The sequence below is a fragment of the Thioclava sp. F34-6 genome, from assembly GCF_002213235.1.
Taxonomy (GTDB): Bacteria; Pseudomonadota; Alphaproteobacteria; order Rhodobacterales; family Rhodobacteraceae; genus Thioclava; species Thioclava nitratireducens.
The window spans coordinates 589,447-607,597 of record NZ_NBOA01000003.1 but is presented as its reverse complement, the minus strand read 5'-3'; the positions used below and the strand labels follow the sequence as shown (position 1 = coordinate 607,597).

The window sequence follows — 18,151 nt, the reverse complement described above, 5'->3', positions numbered from 1 at the left end:
GTTAGCCCTCGTTTCGCTGAGGCTTGTGGCCGATGCGGTGCCTGCAACGGGAAACAAACCCACTCCGCCGGCACCACAGCATCAGTCAAGCCATTGATTAGCCTCAGCTTTATCTCAGGATGGAGCGAGCGTAGAACATGGCGCTGCAGTTCCTCTGGAAATTAAGTCCCACCATCGATGACAGAAACCTTGTGATCCGCTGCAGGCATGATGCCTGAAGCGCTTTTACCTCAATCGAAAGGACAAACCATGGCAACGAATAACCACAAAATCGACATCGATGCCGTACGGGAAATGCACCTCGCAACCGGGCTCATCCTCCGTGACATCGAGCTTTTGGAATTAAACCTTAATACGTTGGAGTTTCTCGTTTCGCAACTTGGTGAGACCTGCACCCTTGGCGAAGCCGTTCGCCAAAACGCAGCGGAACTTGAGGCGTGTATGGCCGAACTGAACGCCTGACTTACATCAAGAAAAGCAGGGGAGAAATTCCTCCTCTGCGCTTTAGCGAATTATGCACTGCCCATCAGCCGCGAACTAAATACGAGATAGCCACTTCTGCAGGATTTCGAGCGGATAGCCTCTTCCGTAGCCTTGCCCAACACCCTCGGCCTGCCAGCCTCCGATCTGGTCAACGATGTCGGAAGGACACTCAACCGCACGAAGCCTGTCCCGCATCGAATGACGGAAGCTATGCATCGAACACTTCTTCGGGACGTTTGGCTTCATCCATTTGTTCAGGGCCGCACTTGCTGAGTTCGCATTTGTCCGGTCGTCGCGGTTGTACCTCGGGAAGGCGAACTCGCTGTCTGGGACGCGTTCATGCACTCGCTGTGCTGCCCAAAGGGACATGCCGACAAGAGGCACGATCCGAGCCGATGAGGTTGTTTTCAGCCGTCGCCACGGATGCTCTCGGATGACCACGTGGGGAATGGGATCGTCGAGCTTGAGATCTTCCTTGAGCAACCCTGCAGCTTCGGCAAGCCGCATCCCAGTGTCGGACACCAGTGCGACCAGCCAGCGAAGGTCATCATCAGTCTTTCTGCACTCTGCCTGCAGGGTGTGTATCACGTCGAGCGGAAGTGGTGATCTGTCTTCGACACCAGCGTTCCGGTCGTAGTAGACGTGTCCGAAGGGGTTCTTGATGTCGATGCCGAGTTCACTTGCGGCGAAGTTGACCACCGCTCGGACGGTCCCGAAGATGCGGGTGATGCTACTCCCAGCGAGCTTTCGCTTGATCAGGTCATCGCGGAAAGCGTTGGCATCAGCCTTCTTGTAGTCCGTGATGTCCCGGTCCCCGCAGACGTCGATCACATAGCCACAGGACCGCTCTGCAGCTCTGTGGAAGGTCACTGGCCTCCCCTGCCCCTTGAGACGCAGATAGATGCCAACCGCCTCCGAGAGCTTCACTGTTTCGGCTACTGGCGATGCGGCAGTGAGAGGGACAGTCTCGGCACCGTGCGCCTGAGCCATGCGGAGCATGTGCTTTCCGGGCAAGTCGCTGTCTTTGATCCGCAGATGATACCAATGTTCATCGAGCCGCTGTGCCGCTCTGAGGGCGCGTGAAGTAGCAACGGCGGCAGACCTCGTGCGCAACGAATAGGAGATTTTTCGGGACGTGTAGTGGTGCAACAAATCCTTAGGCACACGTCTAACGAAGTAGAAGACGCCGTCTTTGACGAATGAGTGGGGTGCAGCTTTGTTCTCCGCCATGTTCTACGCTCGCTCTATCTTGAGACAAAGCTGAGGCTAATCAATGGCTTGACTGATGCTGTGGTGCCGGCGGAGGGACTCGAACCCCCGACCCCCTGATTACAAATCAGACGCTCTACCAACTGAGCTACGCCGGCGTGACCGGCCCGCAATAGCGCGGCTGAGAAATTCGTGCAAGACGCCGCTCAGCGGGAACGCGCAAGATCTGCGCGCGCCGCATCCGCGCGGGCGAGGATCGCGACGGCGACAAGGCCCACCGCGCAGACCAGAAGCGCGGCCGGGGAGGCATCGCCCAGATTCTCGAGGCTCGCCTTTTCCTGCGTGCGCGTGGCCAGCGTCTCGAAGTTGAACGGGCGCAGCAGCAGCGTCGCGGGCAGCTCCTTCACGCAATCCACGAAGACCAGAAGCAGCGCCGAGCCGACCGACCCGCGCATCAGGGGCAGGTAGAGGCTACGCAGAACGCCCCCTGGCGTGCGCCCCAGAGACCGCGCGGCCATCGGCAACGATGGCGGCACGCGCCCGAAGGCGGCGTCGCTCGCGCCTTGGGCGATGGCGAAGAATCGCACGACATAGGCGAGGATGATCGCGAAGGCCGAGCCCGTCAGCAGCAAGCCCGGATCATAGCCGGTCAGCGCCAGTACGGTGTCGGCCAGCGCATGATCGAGACCGGCGAGCGGGATCAGGATGCCGACCGCCAGCACAGCCCCCGGCGCGGCATAGCCGAGTGTCGTCAGCGGCAGCACGGCACGCGGCAGGCGCTGTCCCGAGAGGCGCACCCCATAGACCATGAACAGCGCGAGCGTCACAGTGATCGCAGCGGCCGCGCCCCCGGTCAGGATCGTGTGCCATAGCGCGAGCCCGAGCCCCCGGCCGAACCACGCCTCGGGATTGGCGAGCGCATGCCCGCCCATCACTGCGACCGGCAGCACGAAGCCCAAAGCCACCGGGAGCACGCAGGCTAGCGTCGCCACCCAGCCAGCCGCACCCTTCAGGCGCTGCGCCTGAACCGGACGGGCCTGACGCGCGCTTTGGTAATACTGGACACGACGGCGCGAGAGTTTCTCGACCATAAGGAGCGCGAGCACGATCCCGAGGATCACCAGCGCGAGCTGCGCCGCCCCGCCTGCATTGCCGCCCGAAAGCCATGTCGAGAAGATGCCCGTGGTCAGGGTCTGCACGCCGAAATGATCCACGACGCCGAAATCCGCCACCGTCTCCATCATGGCGATCGCGGCCCCTGCGGCGATGGCTGGACGGGCGAGCGGCAGGCCTACGCGCCAGACCAGCCCCCACGGCCCGGTGCCGAGCGCGCGGGCGACCTCGTAGCTGGCGCCGGATTGCTCGCGCAGGGCCGCACGGGTGATCAAATAGATATAGGGGTACAGCGCGGCAGACAGCACGACGACCGCCGCCTCGCGCGAGCGGATTTCGGGAAACCAGTAATCGCGCGCCGAGGCCCAGCCGAAAGCGCCGCGCATGGCGGTCTGCACCGGGCCGGAATAGTCGAGGAAATCGGTGAGGGCGTAGGCTCCGACATAGGCCGGGATCGCGAGCGGCAGCAGGAGCAACCATTGCAATATGCGATGCCCCGGAAAGCGATACATCACCACGAGCCACGCGGCCCCCGCCCCGATGGCGGATGCCAGAAGCCCCACGCCGCCCGTCAGCACTGCCGTGTTGATCAGGTAGCGCGGCAGCACGGTCGCGATCAGATGCGGCCAGATATTGTCGCGCGGATCGAGCGCCATCCATCCAACGGCCAGGATCGGCGCAAGCACCAGCACCGCGATCACTACGGCCCCGAGCGACCACAGCCCACCAGCCGGACGCAAGCGCCCGCGCGATGCAGAGATGGGGCGGGCCGGGAGGGATGGGGCGGATTTTGGCACGGGCTTTCCCGATCAGTTTTGTCGGAATTGTCCCGACCTCCTACCCCGAAACGGGTTTGCCTGTCCAGAACGGAGCGGCTAGAGTGAGCGCCAACAATAAGGGCTTGACCCGGCAGACGATATTGAGGCGCGCAGAATGAAAGTCGTTTTCCATCTCGGAGCGCATTCGACCGATGAAGATCGTATCGTTGGCGCGCTTTCGAGCAATGATCGGCTTCTCGAATCTCATCGCATCGCCGTGCCCGCGCCCCGCAGCTACCGAATGGTTCTGCGCGATGCGCTGGTCTCTTTGAAAGGCGGACCGGCCCCGCAGGAAGTGCAGGACGCGATCATCGAAGCGAGCACCGACGCGCCGGTCCTCGACCGGCTGGTGTTCAGCCACGCATTCTTCCTCTGCATCCCCGAGCGGGTGATCACCAAGCGCGGGTTCTACGCGATGGCGCCGAGCAAGCTCGCGCCGCTGGCGAACCTGTTTCCCGACGCGGAGACCGAGTTCCACCTCGCGCTGATCAACCCCGCGAGCCTGATCCCGCAACTGGTCGCGCGGCTACCCAAGCGCAACTATGAGCAGATCATGGAAGGCCACGACCCGCGCGAGCTGCGCTGGGAGCCGCTCATCCGACAGATGGTGGAGGCCGCGGGCGGCCGGCGCTTCGTGATCTGGTGCAACGAGGACCTGCCGCTGATCTGGCCCGAGGTGCTGCGCTCTGTCGGCGGGCTGCCGGAGGATCAGGCGCTCAAGGGCGACATGATGGTCCTGCGCCAGATCATGCCCGAAGAGGGGATCGAACGGTTGCGGAGCTATTTCGACGCGAACCCGCCGAAATCGGTGCTGCATCGGCGCAAGATCGTGGCGGCGTTTCTCGACAAATACGCCAAGCCCGAAGCGCTCGAGATCGAGGCGCCGCTGCCGGGCTGGACCGATGAACTAGTCGAGGAAATCACCGCGCAATACGACGCCGACGTCGCCGCGATCGCGCGAATGCCCGGCGTGGAATTCATCGCGCCCTGAGCACAGGGCGGGTCGCGCCGGACCATCGCCCGGCGCGCGGTGGCGCTCAGCCCATCCCCAGCGCGGATTTGTAGAGGTCGAGAATCGCTTCTTCCTCCGCCACGTCGTCCTTGTCGCGTTTGCGCAGGGCGACGATCTTCTTCAGCACCTTGGTGTCGTAACCGCGGGCCTTGGCCTCGGACATGATGTCCTTCTGCTGCTCGGCGATGTCTTTCTTCTCGGCTTCGAGGCTCTCGAACTGTTCGATGAACTGGCGCAGTTCGTCGGCGGCGACATTGTAGGCGGCATCGTTGGGCATGGGCCTCTCCTGCTTGCGATCGGGGGTCGGCGCTCTGACTAGCCCGAGCGTCTGCGCGCATCAAGAGGCGGCGCGCGCGGATCGGCGGGTTCCGCAAGCCGATTTTTCCTGTGCGATTTCCCGCGATCACACAGGCGCCCGCGTTTTTCTTGCCATACCCCCCGCGACGGGCTAGGCAGGCGCGCGCAACTTTCGGAGGCCGCAATGGAAAATCTGATCTGGGCAGGGGCCGTCGTCTCGGTGATCGGGCTGTTCGGCATCCTCTATTGCATCGTCAAAGTGGCGAGCGCCAAACGCGCGGGCCTGCCCGACGAGGAACTGCGCGCACGGCTGCAAAAGATCATTGCGATCAATATGGGCGCGCTGTTCGTGTCGGTGATCGGGCTGATGATGGTGGTGCTAGGCATCTTCCTCGGCTGAGGTGCCCCGTCCGACGGGCGCCTCGCCTCACGCGTCGTCGAGATCGGCGAAGCACTTCCCGTTACGGATCAACACATCCCACAGCGTGACCGGCTCGGGGGCGCCCTCTTCGACCAGTTCGCGCAGCAGCTTGCGCGTGGCGAGAAGCCCGGCGCGGTCGGCGGCGAACATCACCCCGCCCATCTGTGGCGCAAAGCCCAGCACGTGGCGCGCCGCGACGTCGATATCGCCGGCCCGATGCGCCTGTGCGTGCTGCAACAGCTCCGCGCCACAATTGGCAAGCTCGGCCAATATCCGCGCGCGGATGCGCGCATTCGAGAGGCGACGCGGCACGATCCCCGCCTCGTCGCGCAACGCTGCCAGCGCCTCTGCCTGATCGGGCACCGGGCGTGGCGAGCCCTCGCTCCAATCGTAGAAGCCCTTTTGCCCCGCGCCTTTCGCCGCGGCATCGAGCGCGAGCAAACTCAACAGCGGACCGAATGGACGGTGGAGCCGCGCGAAATCCTCTAGCACGGCGTCGATGCCTAGCCGGTCGGTCAGTTCAAGCGGCGGACGCGCGCCGCCTGCCTCGCGGATCGCGGCATCGACCTGCGCGACCGAAGCCCCTGCGAGCACCGCCCGCTCTGCCGCGGCGATATAGGCCAGGCGCAGATGATCGGCGATACCGCCTATGCCTGGACCGCCGCGCAGAACCTGCATCCCGCCCTGCCGCATCAACCCTGCCATCGCGTAGAGATCGGCAGGCAGCGCGCCGTCGGGCGGCACGATTTCGCACAGATCGCCGGTGCGGCGCAGCCCGAATTCCTCCGCGCCTTCGGGCAGGTCCTCGGCATTGCGCGCGCTGAGCGGCGCGGCCGGGAAAGCCCCCGTCCCCGTCGCGATGATCGCATCCGACCCAGATAGTCCCTCGCGGGTCATCGCCGCGCCAAGCCGCGCCCAATCGGCCTCGCGGGTATCGGGCGACAAGCTGCCGCTCTGCACCGCGACTTCCTGCTTGCGCGCGATATCGGCGAAGGCGGTCTCGATCGCGGCGGGATCGGTTGCCCCGAACACCACCTCGTGCCCGGCGGCGAGCAAGCCCCCCGCCATCCCGGCGGGCTGATCCCACAGACCGATCCGCAACGGCGGCGGTGCAGTGGGATGACCTTCCCCGGGCAGATGAGCGGCGCGGCGCGTGACCCGGGCGGCGTGACGCAAGGCCCGTGACAGCGGCGCGTCGAGCAAATCCTGCAACGCCACCGACTCGACATCGAGCGCCTCGTCGAGCGGCAGCAACAGCGTCCCCTCGACCACCTCGAACAGCCGCGCACCCACTGGCGCAAGCGGCCCCTTCCCCAGCTGCGCACGCAGCGGCGCGAGATCGTTGAGATAGGCCGCGGGATCGTCCAGCGCGGTATCGGTGCGCGGCACGCCCTCGGCGATGAGCATATCGAGCGCGGCGGCTATCTGGCTGCGATCGGTCGCGCCCAGCACGAGGTCGCATTGGCCCTGCGCCCGGGCGGGCTCAGCCTCTACCTCTTCTCCGGCAGCCACGAGCGCGAGCGCTCGCGCGCCACCGATCCGCCGCGCAAGCCGCACGAGACCGCCCGCGCCGACGAAGCCGCCAAGCGCGAATTCCGGTGCCGCGAAACAGGTATCGGGATCGGCGATGCGCAGATCGGCGGCCTGCGCCAGCGCCATCGCACCGCCCGCGATCCGGCCGGAGAGCCGCGCCAGCACAGGCAGGTCGAGCGCTCCGAGCCGACGACACAGTTCCGACAGGCTCGGCACCGCGTCGCCCTTCCCGGCGCGCGGCGAGATTTCGTCGAAATCCTCCAGCGGATCAGGCGCGCAGGGCCAGCCCGACGCCCCACCCTGCAAAACCAGACCGCGAAGGCTGCTGTCACCCGCGACCCGGTCCAGCACACCGCCGATCGCCTGGCGCATCTCGGCGGTGATACCCGCCCGCGCGCCCTGATCGTCAAGCGCTGCAAGCGTCAGCCAAGCCAGCCCGTCCTGTGTACGGAATTTAACCCGTTTCGCCATCGTCCCCCACTTGTTACGGGACATCCCGTGCGATGCGCCGCCGCGCGAAGTTTAAAGCGAAGCAGGTTCAAAACAAAAGGGAAAACGCGCATTCCCACAGGGGAGGTGCAGGGGCATCGAGCTCCTCCTGCACCGTACAAAGAATGCGCTTCACGTTACTGGCGGGGTGCCTTTGCGCCCGGCGCGTGCTCGCGGCAGAACGGCGTCGCAGGCAGCAGATCGAGCCGCGCTTCGTCGATACGCTCGCCGCAGGTGACGCAATAGCCGTATTCGCCCGCTTCGATCCGGGCCAGGGCCGCGTCGATCGCGCGCATCTCGGACTGCGCCGACTGCCCGAGGTCTTCGAGAACCTCGTCGCTCTCATGCTCGATCGCGGCGTCGTCCCAATCCTTTTCCTCGTGCCCCTCAAGTTCGGATTCGACCTGTGCCATCCGCTCCGAGAGTTGGGCCCGCCGGGCTTCGAGTTCGTTCTTGCGCGTTTCAGTTGACTTCATCCTGTCCTCCTTGATCGATACAACCAGCTAATCGGGCAAGCGTTCCTTCGCTTTGACGCAAATCAACCGGTCGCATTCACGCACATATGCAGATATCAACGTGCTTGCGCCCTCGCAGGCGCGAGGGCTAGCATCCGGACCGTGACGGGTTCCGGACGGAGAGCCCGTTCGATCCGAAATGGAGCACGGGGAGAGCTCATGCATCAAGATTGGATTTGGGGCCTCGTCGGGGGCCTTATGATCGGCGCCGGCGCCGGCCTGTTTCTGCTGGTCAACGGCCGGATCATGGGCGCGAGCGGCATCGTCGGCGGGCTCGTCGATGGGTCGGGCCGCGAAACCGTGTCTGAACGCGTAGCCTTCCTCGGCGGGCTGATCGCGGTGCCGCCGCTGCTCGTGCCGCTCTACAAGACGGTCGACACCCATATGACGACATCGGTCTGGGTCATCGTCGCGGCGGGCCTGATGGTGGGTCTTGGCACGCGGATCGCGAACGGCTGCACCTCGGGCCACGGCGTCTGCGGTATCTCGCGATTTTCGCTGCGCGGCATCGTCGCCACCGCCTTCTACCTGCTGGGAGGCGCGCTGGTCCTCGTGATCTTCCGGCATTTTCTGGGAGTGATCTGATGCGCAACGTCTTCGCGTTCCTGTCGGGCGGGTTGTTCGGCGCGGGTCTCCTCGTGGCGGGCATGGTCGACACGAAAAAGGTGCAGGGCTGGCTCGACGTGTTCGGCGACTGGGACCCGACGCTGGCCTTCGTGATGGGCGGCGCGGTGAGCGTGATGGCCTTCGTCTGGATCTTCGCGAAGCGGCGCGAAACCTCGATGCTGGGCTCGCCGATGCCGGGGCCGTTCCCGCGGCTGGTGGACCGCAACCTCGTGCTCGGCTCGCTCCTGTTCGGCGCGGGTTGGGGCCTTGCCGGGCTGTGCCCCGGCCCCGCGATGGGCTCGCTCTCCTTCAATGGCTGGGAAGGCTGGCTGTTCCTGATCGCCATGGGGGTCGGCATGGCGCTGGCGCCACGGGCGAAAGTCTGGCTGAGCATGCTGGATCGCAGCACGCTGGAGGTGCCGCCCTGCGAGAACGGGACCAACGAGACGGCCACACCCCCGGCGGCGCGTGGCGCGTAAAGCTACCGCGCTTCCGTCGGCAGCTTTCGAGGCGCCTGTGGTCACAGGCCCGACTGAATCTTCAGCGGTGTTAGCTCCTCCTCGTCTTGCGATGGCGCGAGCGTGTCGAGATCGAGCGGCTCCCCGAAATCCATATCCGGGGCAAGCCCGACTAAGCCGCGCGGCTCCGAGGCGTGAACGGCATTCCCCCCTTCTTCCGCGTCGTAAGCAGGATCGAACGGGTCGCCGAGGCGGGACAGGCCGGGCAGATCGTCCGGCGTCGGCGCCTCCGCATAGGGTGACACTCCGGCATCGAACGCCCCCACCCCTTGTGCGCCAGCAGCCCCCGCAGCTTCCGCGTCACACAGCCTCAGCGCCCGCATGCCGTGGCTTTGCCCAAGCCGGGCGAGCGAGAGCTTGCGCCGCCCCTGCGCCTCGAGCGCGATCCGCTCCAGAGGAAACCGCCGCTGCGTTCGCCCGTCGCGCCGAAGCTGAGCTCTGCCGTCCAGACACGATAGCTGACATCTTCCAGCAGCAAGCCGAGCGGACGGGGGTCGTCGAGATGCGAGGCGAAGCGGAAGCCCCCGGCCCATGAAATAGCCGGCTCGCTGATCAGGGCCTCCTCGATCTCGGCCAGCACCGCATCGACGAAATCGGCGGCGATCGCAGCATCGATCCGGGTGGGTTTCCGCGGGGCGGGCATGGTCTTGCCGAACCGCCCCATCGTCTGCATCTCGATCAGCGTCGCCAAAGTGGCGGGCGGAAGTGCGAGGACGCCGAGCGCCTCCGCCGGCCCTTCGATCACCGCAAGCAGTGACAGGTCTTCGAGCATCTCCGGCAAATCGGCGAGCGACCGCATCACCTCTTCGATCGCAGTGACCTGCAACGGTAGATCAAGCCTGTCCTGCGCGGCCTTGGACAGCGCGAGCGTCACCGCACGGGCAGCGGTGATCGGGGCCGTGCCCGCACCCGTCTTCGCCGCCTCGGTCTTACGCCGCAGCACCGATGTCTCGCGCTCGTGAACCATGACCTCCATCCGCCCCGCTTTCGGGGTCTCTTTCCCAGCTTTGGCAGGTCGAGGTTTACAAACCGTTTCAAATGCTACGGCGATCGCGTCTTAGCGTGAAAGCGTTGCGCTCTCGGAAGCCTCGTCGGAGGGTGCGCGCAGATCACTGCGCCGGAGTGGAAGGGTTATGCGGAACGCGGCCCCGCCCTGCCCCGGCACATAGTCAATCGTGCCACCCAGATTGGACATGATCTCGCGGCAAATCGCGAGCCCGAGCCCCGCGCTACCGGCGCGGCTTTGGTCGGTCAAGCGGGCGAATTTCTCGAAGATCAGCTTTTGGCTCTTTTTCGGAATCCCCGCGCCGTTGTCGATGAAATCGATCTGCACCCGCTTGCCGCGGCGCTTCACCTCGATCCGCAGCACCGCCTTCTCGGCATCGCAATACTTGCGCGCGTTCGAGATCAGGTTGATCATGACCTGAACCAACCGGTCGGCATCGGTGAAGATCGGCATATGCTCGGTCGGGAAATCGCGCTCGATGCGGAATGTCCGTTCGGGCCGCGTCGAGGAGGCCGATTGCACCGCGCGGTTGATCAGGTCGTGCAGATTGGCGACCGAGACATTGAGCTGCGCGCGACGGTTTTCCAGCACGGACAGGTCGAGCAGATCATCCAGCAGACGCGTCAGGCGGCGCGCTTCTTCATGGATGATCTCGGCATATTGTGCGCGCATCGAATCCGGCAGATCGGGCTCCATCAGAATCTCGGAAAACGCCCGGATCGAGGTCATGGGCGTGCGCAGCTCGTGACTGATCTGGCTGAGGAAGCTGTCCTTCTGCACCGACAGATCCTGCAGCTTGTCATTGGCCTCGCGCAGCGCACGCGCAACCCGGGCCAGCTCCTCGGATTTCGCCTCTAGCCGCGCGGTGTATTCCTTCGCTTCCGCCGTCTCGCCCGCCACCGCGATCAGATCTTGCATCGACACGGAGGTGCCCCCGGTGAGCTGCGCGATCATCGCATGCGCCGTCGAGGCACCGACCGAGCCTGCCAGCTTCCGCTCCAGACGGGCGAGGAAATCGGGCGTGGTGTCGGGCAGGAACCCGGCCTTGCCCTGCCCCGCCGCCTGCGCCTGAAAGAAATGTTGCGCAGGCTCGGCGCCCAGAATGCGCTGCGACATCGACAGCAGGTCCTCGGCCTCGGCACCGCCTTGCACCCAGGATCGCGCGGCGGGGCTCTGGTCGTAGATATTGACAAACGCCACGCCCTGCAGCCGCTCCATCGGGCCGGGGAAGGACAGCATCGAGAAGATCAGGAAGGCCAGCGTGTTGAACAGCAGAGACCAGAACAGCGCATGCAGCAGCGGGTCGAGCCCCGCGATCCCGAACAAAGCATGCGGGCGCAGCCATTCGAACCCGAAGAGGCCGTGATCGAGAACGATCTGCGGTATCAGCCCGGCATCGCCCACCGACGGCAGGAACAGCGTATAGGCCCAGAGCGCGAAGCCGATCACCAGCCCCGCCGCCGCGCCCACATGGGTCGCGCCGCGCCAGAAGATGCCGCCGATCAACGCTGGCAGAACCTGCGCCGCGCCCACGAATGCGATCAAGCCAATCGCCGCCAGCGCCTCGGAGCCCCCCGACATCCGGTAATAGGCATAGCCCATCGCCAGCACAGCGATGATCGAGACCCGGCGCGACGCTAGAACCAACCCGCGCACATCGCCTTGGGCGCGCGGCCCTTCCCGGCGCAGCGCGAGCCAAAGCGGCGTCACGATATGGTTCGAGACCATTGTCGCGAGCGCAATCGCCGCGACGATCACCATCGACGTGGCCGAGGAAAACCCACCCAAGAAGGCCAGCAGCGCCAGCTTCCCCTGCCCTTCGGACAGCGGCAGCGTGAGGACGAACAGATCGGGGTTCGCGCCCTCGGGCATACGCTCCAGCCCCATCACCGCGATCGGCACGACGAAGAGGCTCATCAGCATCAGATAGGCCGGAAAGGCCCAGCTTGCGGTGGCGAGGTGCCGCTCGTCCACGTTCTCCACGACCAGCACCTGAAACATGCGCGGCAAGGTCAGGATCGCGGCGGCGGAGACGAAGGTCAGCCCAGCGAAGCGCCCCGGGTTGAGATTCCACTCCGCGATTTTCGACGCGTCGATCCGGGCAAGCATGTCCATCGGCCCGCCGCCCAGGCCCCAGACGACGAAAACGCCCACCGCGACCAGCGCGACCAGCTTCACCACCGCCTCCAGCGCGATGGCGGTGACAACACCATGGTGACGCTCGTTCGCATCGAGGTTTCGGGTGCCGAAGAGAATTGTGAAGATCGCGAGCCCGCCCGCGATCCACAGCGCCGTCGCCCCTTGATCGGGCAATGCCCAGCCCTCGGGCGTCCCGGCGGCGAAGACGCCGAAGCTCAGCGTCACCGATTGCAGCTGCAGCGCGATATAAGGCGTGGCGGCGGCGACCGACATCAGCGTAACGATGACGCCCAGCGTGTTCGATTTCCCGTAGCGGCTGGAAATCAGGTCCGCAATCGAAGTCACGCGATGGGTGCGCCCGATCCGCACGAGCTTGCGCAACACCCACCACCAGCCGACGAAGACAAGCGTCGGGCCGAGGTAGATGGTCAGGAATTCCAGCCCCGAGCGCGCCGCGTAGCCGACGGCGCCGTAGAACGTCCATGCGGTACAGTAGATCGAGAGCGAGAGCGTGTAGATCACCGGCGAGCGCAGAAATCGCAGACGGCGGCGCTCTGCACGGCGTTCCGCGACGAAGGCCACCGAGAAGAGCACGATCACATAGGTCAGGCAGACCGCGACGAGATTATTGAAGGGCATCTCAGCCCTCCGGCGGCGGCGCGTCCGGCGCGCGGCGTGTGGAGGCGGCGTCCATCCGGTCGTCGTCCGCGTTGGCCGTGCCTTCGGCCACATCCTCTGCATCGAGCACCGGGCCAAGCCCGCGGGCGATCGCGAAGGCCGCGACGATCAGGGCGATCCAGACCCCAAACAGGTAGAGCCCTCCACGACCGGTATCGGGCATCGGGGTCTGCGCCGGATGCCACAGGCCCGGGATCAGGATCAGCACGAGCCCGACGAGCGGCAACAGCCGCGCCGCATCCATCAGGCGGCGGCGGCGATAGGAACGGCGGGCAAGAAAGAGCGGCTGGCCCGTCTGCGGCATCAGGCGGGCTCCCGGCGCGCCGCGCCCCCGCCGGTGATCGCCTCGAGCTGATCGAGCACGTCGCCATTGGCAAAAGGTTTGGCGAGGAAGGCCGTCGCCCCGGCGCGGGTCGCGGCATCGCGGTCGCGTCCCTGCCCGCGCGCGCTGAGCATCAGAACCGGCAGATCACGCAGCGCGGCATCCGCGCGCATATCGGCAAGGATTTCGAGACCGGACCGCCCCGGCAACATCAGGTCGAGGATGATTGCATCTGGCGGATCGCCGGTGATGCGCGCCATTGCCCGCGCGCCGTCTTCGAGCACCGACACCGTCCAGCCGGCACGCGTCAGGATGAACCGGATCGCTTCCGCGATATGCGGCTCGTCCTCGATCAACAGCACCTGTCTTTGCGCCATAGCCATCCCCCTCACCCGACTATCGCCACCGTGTCGCGCCCTGTCAAACCCTCACGCCCGCTCCGCCGATGCATCCGCGACGATCGAGGGCTCGCGCCGCCCCGGACAGTCGTCACGCGGGCAAATACGGCACGACGCACCGATCGGGCGCGCCGGGGCATCGGAGCTCTGCGGCGGCGCGGGCAGGATCAGCATCGTCGCGCGCATCAGCACGGGTCCGTCGAAGCCGGTCGGGCGCGGTTCGGAGACTGCATATGTCAGGAAGCGTTGCGGCAGCCGCCCGGCCATGTCGACCAGCGCCCGGATCGGCTGCATCGGACGCGCGAGCGCCTCGTAGAGCGGCCAGAGGGGACAGGCGGCGGCGAAGCGCGGCAACAGGAATCCGGGCGCTGCGCGGCGGAAGGTCAGCGTGCCCGAGCCGTCGCAGATCACGAGCCCCGGCTGCCCCAAGCCCGGCGCGCCCGCCGGCAGCGCCGCGAGCCGCCGCAACACCTGCGCGAGCGGCACCGCGAAGCGCGCGGCCAAGCCCCCCGGATCGGGCCCGAGCTCGGCCAGCGCCGCCAGCAGCGGATCGAACGGCAGCGCACGCGCATCCTCCGCCTGCCGCCGCAGATGGTTGCGCGCCAATTCCCGAGCCGCCGCGGAGGCCAATTCCGGCGCGCCCGCGATCAGCTCGGCCGGATCGGTCCCGTCCCCCTCGAGTTCCGGGAAATGCCAGCCGCGCGCCTCGAGCCACGCCTCCACCTGTTCCTGCGGCGAGGACAGACCGGTCTCGGCGGTTTCCATCTCGTCGAGATAGCCGACCAAGGCCTCCGCCGTCCCCGAAAGGCGCAGGCTTTCTTCCTGGATCGTGTTGAGAAACCGCGCGCGCCATTCTGGCTCGATATCCTCGGTCTCGACAAGGATCGCAGCGGTAGAGCGCAGCGACGTCACAGCCGAGAGCACCTCGTGAAGCGAGGTCAGCAGGAACGGGTCCTGGGCCATGCGCTCTGCATAGGTCTCGACGACGCGCTCCAATTCGGCCAGCCGCGCCTGACGGTTCACCAGAAGCGCGGCCCAGGCGGGAAAGCGGCCCACGAATTCCTCGATCCGGTCGAGGTCGGGCGCAAGCTGGCTGACAGTCGCGGCGCTGCCAGCCTCGCCGGCCTCGGCCAGCTCCACCGACGCCGCCGCCTCGCGCAACCCTGCGAACAGCGCCCCCTCCGCCCCCTCGCCCAGCGTGACCGGATCAATGCCCATCGCGCTCGCGATCCGCTCGATCAAGGCATCGCTGACGCGGCGGCGGTTGTGCTCGATCAGGTTGAGATAGGCGGCGGAAATTCCGGCGGCCCGCGCGAGGTCAGCCTGTTTCAAACCGAGCGAAGTGCGCCGCTCGCGAATGCGGGTGCCAGTGAGTGCGGAACGGGCCATGTGCGATACTCCTGCCCTCGCTTTTACAGGCAAGTGCAGGAGAAGAAAATCATTTTACAGCGTTTTACACGCCCTTCAGCAGGTTCCCACGCCCGACGGGGCGACCGTGGCCATACCGGACATCCCCGCGACGCCCGGCTCGCATTCCCCGATGTCGCGCTCAAGCTGCGTACAGCCCGCGAAGGCGACCAGCGCGAATAGGGCTGCAAGCTGCGCGATGGTTGCAGAAAAGCGGTGTCTCATAGCTCCCTCCAGTGCTCGGAACGGGATGTTTTCCCGAATGTCATTCTACATTCCCGCCTTTCGGCCTCGATGATCTGCGTCAATGTCCAGGCCGATTTGACAGCGCAGATCGAAGCGCCATCATCAATGCGGCAACGCAGCAAAAAGGCGTGGCATTGCGGAGACGCGGATGGAGCCCGATACGATCGAGACCGAACTGGCCAGCGCCATCGATACGGCGCAGAAATTCCTGCCGGACTGGGCGGTGGCGTTGATCACCTATGTCGCGGCGGCACTGCTCGCTCTGCTGCTGTTCCGGGTGGTGTTCACGGCGCTCAATCGCGCGGTGGCCGATCGCGATCTGTTCTGGCGCTCGCTGATGGCGCGCGGCGCGCGACCGATGCGGCTGATACTGCTGATCGTGGCACTCGGCCTCGCGAACGGGGTCGCCCCGGCCGGCGCTGCGGTCACCAGTGCAATCACGCATATCCTGTTGGTCGCGCTGATCCTCTGTCTGGCATGGATTGCCTATACCGCACTCTACATCTGGACGACGATCCATCTGCGGCGCTTCAAGCTCGACGCGGAAGACAACCTGCTGGCGCGCAAGCACGTCACCCAGACCCGCATCCTGATGCGCGTGGCCAAAGTGATGATCGTGATCATCGCGGTCGCCACGGCGCTGATGACTTTCCCCGCCGTACGCCAATATGGCGTGTCGCTCCTCGCGGCGGGTGGCGCGGCGGGCCTTGTGGTAGGCCTTGCGCTGCAACCGGTACTGAAGAACCTCTTCGCTGGCATCCAGCTTGCCCTGACCCAACCGATCCGGATCGACGACGCGCTAATCGTCGAAGGCGAATGGGGCAATGTGGAGGAAATCACGTCCACCTATGTCGTCATCCGCGTCTGGGATTGGCGGCGGCTGGTGGTGCCGCTGAGCTATTTCATCGAACAGCCGTTCCAGAACTGGACCCGCGAAAGCGCAGAACTGATCGGCACCGTGATGATCTACCTCGATCACACGGCCGACATCGCCGCCATCCGCGCGAAAGCCGAAGAGATCGCCCGTGCCGATCCATTGTGGGACGGCAAGGTCTTCGCGCTGCAAGTCACCGATTTCCGCGAGCGGGTAATGGAAGTGCGTATCCTCGCCTCCGCCCGCAACGGTCCGCGCACCTTCGATCTGCGCTGCCATATCCGCGAGGAGTTGGTGGCGTGGATTCAGGCCGAGATGCCGCACGCCCTGCCCCGAACCCGGGCCGATCTGTCCCCGGCCGAAGCTGCATTCCTCGGGGGGCCCGCAGGTGAGGCGTCCTCGGCTGACGCGCCACCAAGTGACGCGCCCTCTCCCTGAACAGGTTTCTCAAGCGCCTTCCTTCGAGTCCACGTATCTCCGCGCTAATCGAACGCGTCGAAATGCGCCCCGTAATTCACCGCGCGGTTGGAACATTTGTCCATCGCATCGACGAGCCATTGGCGATCCGGTACGGGCCTGCCAACCAGATGACGTCCCAGCGCATCTTCCCCCTTCGCGATATTGCCTGCGACGTCGCCGCTGAATTCCAACAACCGTTCCAGCCAGAAATCCTGCGCCTCTCCGACATAGCCACCGCTTCCCCCGCCCGAGAGTCCCCGCACCACCGCGAGGCAATAGGCCGCCTCGATCGGCTGGGTGGGCGTATCGAAGAGATAGCTCGGCGGGGCCGCGAACTGGCTTTTCCATGCGAGGTAGAACAGCGCGCCCGCAAACCCGATCACGAAGATCGAGTAGAGCGCCATCAGGGCCGGGTGCGTGCGCTGCTGGCGCTTGCGAGCCCGGGCGCGAGCCCGCGCACGTTGCGCGGTGATTGATCGATCGGCCATGCGACTGCCTCCTGCCGCTCACCAAAGCCGATTCCCCTTAAGAAACCGCGAACATGGAAAAGCCCTCCGGCGCACCGGAGGGCTTCGTCATCAGCAACAGGGCCGCGTTTATTCGAGGCCAGCCTTGTCGGTCACGTCATGGGTCCAGGCGCCTTCCGGCTTCTTGGTGATAACCGGGTCCGAGCCGCCCGACATCAGAACATCGACGGTGCGATCGTAATCCGCGGGATCGAGCGTGCCGTTCGAGCCTGCGGTCAGCTTCGAGACCTCTTTCATCATGCCCAGCTGGTGCTCCATCGTCTGCGCACCGGTCTCGTCATTGTCGAGCACGATCTGCGCGGCTTCCTCCGGATGCGCCTCGGCGTATTTCCAGCCTTCCATCGAGGCCTTCACGAATTTCGCCATCTTGTCGACGAAGGCCGGGTCCTTGAGGTTGTCTTCGAGAACGTAGAGGCCGTCCTCGAGCGTCGCCACGCCCTCGTCTTCGTATTTGAAGGTGACGAGCTGGTCCGGCTGGATCCCGGCTTCGAGCACCTGCAGATACTCGTTATAGGTCATGGTCGAGATACAGGCCGCCTGTTTTTGCAGCAGCGGATCGACGTTGAAGCCCTGCTTGAGAACGGTCACGCCATCGTCGCCACCCTCTGTGGAGATGCCCAGATGGTTCATCCAGCTCAGGAACGGGTATTCGTTCCCGAAGAACCAGACGCCCAAAGTATGACCCGGGAAGTCCTCGGGGGTCTTGATGCCGCTTTCCTTAAGGCAGGTCAGCATCATGCCTGACTTCTTGAAGGGCTGGGCGATATTCACCAGCGGCAGCCCCTTCTCGCGCGCGGCCAGCGCCGCCGGCATCCAGTCGACGATGACATCGGCGCCGCCGCCGGCGATCACCTGCTCGGGGCCGATATCGGGGCCGCCCGGCTTGATGGTCACCTTGAGACCCGCATCGTCGTAGAAGCCCTTGTCCTGCGCGACATAGTAGCCTGCGAACTGGGCCTGCGTGACCCATTTGAGCTGCAGCGTCACGTCCTCGTTGGCCCAGGCGGCCCCCGCCATGGTGAGGCTAGCCGCCACCCCTGCGATCAGTTTCTTCATCTTTCACTCCACTGTTGGCCCCGGA

Annotated in this window: 20 protein-coding genes and 1 tRNA gene; 6 read left to right on the top strand and 15 right to left on the bottom strand. The window is 65.4% G+C overall.

Annotated features, from left to right (window positions below; translation table 11 throughout):
• Positions 1 to 249: 249 nt before the first annotated feature.
• Positions 250 to 462: a hypothetical protein gene (locus tag B6V72_RS08880; protein ID WP_088735351.1), complete on the top strand. Its 213-nt coding sequence runs from the start codon at positions 250 to 252 to the stop codon at positions 460 to 462.
• A 75-nt stretch (positions 463 to 537) separates the two neighbouring features.
• Here B6V72_RS08880 and B6V72_RS08875 read toward each other — a convergent pair whose 3' ends face one another.
• The 3 genes from B6V72_RS08875 to B6V72_RS08865 all read right to left on the bottom strand — a co-directional run bounded on the left by B6V72_RS08875 (position 538) and on the right by B6V72_RS08865 (position 3,461).
• Complete coding sequence (locus B6V72_RS08875) at positions 538 to 1,713, bottom strand: DUF6538 domain-containing protein (RefSeq protein WP_088735350.1); 1,176 nt, start codon at positions 1,711 to 1,713, stop codon at positions 538 to 540.
• A gap of 61 nt (positions 1,714 to 1,774) precedes the next feature.
• Positions 1,775 to 1,850: transfer RNA gene (locus tag B6V72_RS08870), tRNA-Thr, on the bottom strand.
• Between the two features lie 48 nt (positions 1,851 to 1,898).
• The gene (locus B6V72_RS08865) at positions 1,899 to 3,461 is read right to left on the bottom strand and encodes an iron ABC transporter permease (RefSeq protein ID WP_088726141.1); all 1,563 of its coding nucleotides are present in this window, start codon (positions 3,459 to 3,461) and stop codon (positions 1,899 to 1,901) included.
• A 277-nt stretch (positions 3,462 to 3,738) separates the two neighbouring features.
• Here B6V72_RS08865 and B6V72_RS08860 point away from each other — a divergent pair, with 277 nt between their 5' ends.
• Positions 3,739 to 4,614 (top strand): hypothetical protein, encoded by an 876-nt coding sequence (locus tag B6V72_RS08860; RefSeq protein ID WP_075774392.1) that lies wholly within the window; start codon positions 3,739 to 3,741, stop codon positions 4,612 to 4,614.
• Positions 4,615 to 4,660: 46 nt separating this feature from the next.
• Here the strand turns inward: B6V72_RS08860 and B6V72_RS08855 are convergent, their stop codons facing one another.
• On the bottom strand, positions 4,661 to 4,912 hold the full coding sequence (locus tag B6V72_RS08855; RefSeq protein ID WP_075774391.1) for a DUF2312 domain-containing protein: 252 nt from the start codon (positions 4,910 to 4,912) through the stop codon (positions 4,661 to 4,663).
• Between the two features lie 204 nt (positions 4,913 to 5,116).
• On the opposite strand from B6V72_RS08855, the gene B6V72_RS08850 reads away from it, so the two are divergent.
• A complete protein-coding gene (locus B6V72_RS08850) occupies positions 5,117 to 5,332 on the top strand; it encodes a hypothetical protein (protein WP_075774390.1) in 216 nt (71 codons plus the stop codon).
• 27 nt (positions 5,333 to 5,359) lie between these two features.
• On the opposite strand, the gene B6V72_RS08845 is transcribed toward B6V72_RS08850, so the two are convergent.
• Positions 5,360 to 7,357, bottom strand: a complete 1,998-nt coding sequence (locus B6V72_RS08845; protein ID WP_168173028.1) for an enoyl-CoA hydratase/isomerase family protein — start codon at positions 7,355 to 7,357, stop codon at positions 5,360 to 5,362.
• Between the two features lie 155 nt (positions 7,358 to 7,512).
• Entirely contained in the window at positions 7,513 to 7,851 is a 339-nt protein-coding gene (locus B6V72_RS08840; protein WP_075774388.1) for a TraR/DksA family transcriptional regulator, read from the bottom strand.
• 198 nt (positions 7,852 to 8,049) lie between these two features.
• On the opposite strand from B6V72_RS08840, the gene B6V72_RS08835 reads away from it, so the two are divergent.
• Positions 8,050 to 8,475, top strand: coding sequence for a YeeE/YedE thiosulfate transporter family protein (locus tag B6V72_RS08835; RefSeq protein WP_075774387.1), 426 nt, complete (start codon positions 8,050 to 8,052; stop codon positions 8,473 to 8,475).
• Positions 8,475 to 8,975, top strand: a complete 501-nt coding sequence (locus B6V72_RS08830; protein WP_240496906.1) for a DUF6691 family protein — start codon at positions 8,475 to 8,477, stop codon at positions 8,973 to 8,975. The genes B6V72_RS08835 and B6V72_RS08830 overlap by 1 nt, the downstream gene beginning before the upstream one ends.
• Before the next feature lie 41 nt (positions 8,976 to 9,016).
• On the opposite strand, the gene B6V72_RS08825 is transcribed toward B6V72_RS08830, so the two are convergent.
• The 7 genes from B6V72_RS08825 to B6V72_RS19170 all read right to left on the bottom strand — a co-directional run bounded on the left by B6V72_RS08825 (position 9,017) and on the right by B6V72_RS19170 (position 15,189).
• The gene (locus B6V72_RS08825) at positions 9,017 to 9,337 is read right to left on the bottom strand and encodes a hypothetical protein (protein ID WP_088735349.1); all 321 of its coding nucleotides are present in this window, start codon (positions 9,335 to 9,337) and stop codon (positions 9,017 to 9,019) included.
• A complete protein-coding gene (locus B6V72_RS08820) occupies positions 9,325 to 9,990 on the bottom strand; it encodes a hypothetical protein (RefSeq protein ID WP_088735348.1) in 666 nt (221 codons plus the stop codon). The genes B6V72_RS08825 and B6V72_RS08820 overlap by 13 nt, the downstream gene beginning before the upstream one ends.
• A gap of 81 nt (positions 9,991 to 10,071) precedes the next feature.
• Complete coding sequence (locus B6V72_RS08815) at positions 10,072 to 12,798, bottom strand: ATP-binding protein (protein ID WP_075774384.1); 2,727 nt, start codon at positions 12,796 to 12,798, stop codon at positions 10,072 to 10,074.
• A gap of 1 nt (position 12,799) precedes the next feature.
• Positions 12,800 to 13,141: a hypothetical protein gene (locus B6V72_RS08810; protein ID WP_233243029.1), complete on the bottom strand. Its 342-nt coding sequence runs from the start codon at positions 13,139 to 13,141 to the stop codon at positions 12,800 to 12,802.
• Positions 13,141 to 13,536: a response regulator gene (locus tag B6V72_RS08805; protein WP_075774383.1), complete on the bottom strand. Its 396-nt coding sequence runs from the start codon at positions 13,534 to 13,536 to the stop codon at positions 13,141 to 13,143. The genes B6V72_RS08810 and B6V72_RS08805 overlap by 1 nt, the downstream gene beginning before the upstream one ends.
• Positions 13,537 to 13,587: 51 nt before the next feature.
• Entirely contained in the window at positions 13,588 to 14,946 is a 1,359-nt protein-coding gene (locus B6V72_RS08800) for a helix-turn-helix transcriptional regulator (protein ID WP_088735347.1), read from the bottom strand.
• A 75-nt stretch (positions 14,947 to 15,021) separates the two neighbouring features.
• On the bottom strand, positions 15,022 to 15,189 hold the full coding sequence (locus B6V72_RS19170) for a hypothetical protein (protein WP_157771568.1): 168 nt from the start codon (positions 15,187 to 15,189) through the stop codon (positions 15,022 to 15,024).
• A 169-nt stretch (positions 15,190 to 15,358) separates the two neighbouring features.
• Between B6V72_RS19170 and B6V72_RS08795 the strand changes: the two genes are divergently transcribed.
• Positions 15,359 to 16,522 (top strand): mechanosensitive ion channel family protein, encoded by a 1,164-nt coding sequence (locus B6V72_RS08795; RefSeq protein ID WP_088718961.1) that lies wholly within the window; start codon positions 15,359 to 15,361, stop codon positions 16,520 to 16,522.
• 44 nt (positions 16,523 to 16,566) lie between these two features.
• Here the strand turns inward: B6V72_RS08795 and B6V72_RS08790 are convergent, their stop codons facing one another.
• Both B6V72_RS08790 and B6V72_RS08785 read right to left on the bottom strand, forming a co-directional pair.
• The gene (locus B6V72_RS08790) at positions 16,567 to 17,031 is read right to left on the bottom strand and encodes a hypothetical protein (RefSeq protein WP_088735346.1); all 465 of its coding nucleotides are present in this window, start codon (positions 17,029 to 17,031) and stop codon (positions 16,567 to 16,569) included.
• Between the two features lie 108 nt (positions 17,032 to 17,139).
• Positions 17,140 to 18,126 carry an ABC transporter substrate-binding protein gene (locus B6V72_RS08785; RefSeq protein WP_088735345.1) on the bottom strand — a complete coding sequence of 329 codons (987 nt, stop codon included), beginning with the start codon at positions 18,124 to 18,126 and terminating at the stop codon, positions 17,140 to 17,142.
• Positions 18,127 to 18,151: the final 25 nt, after the last annotated feature.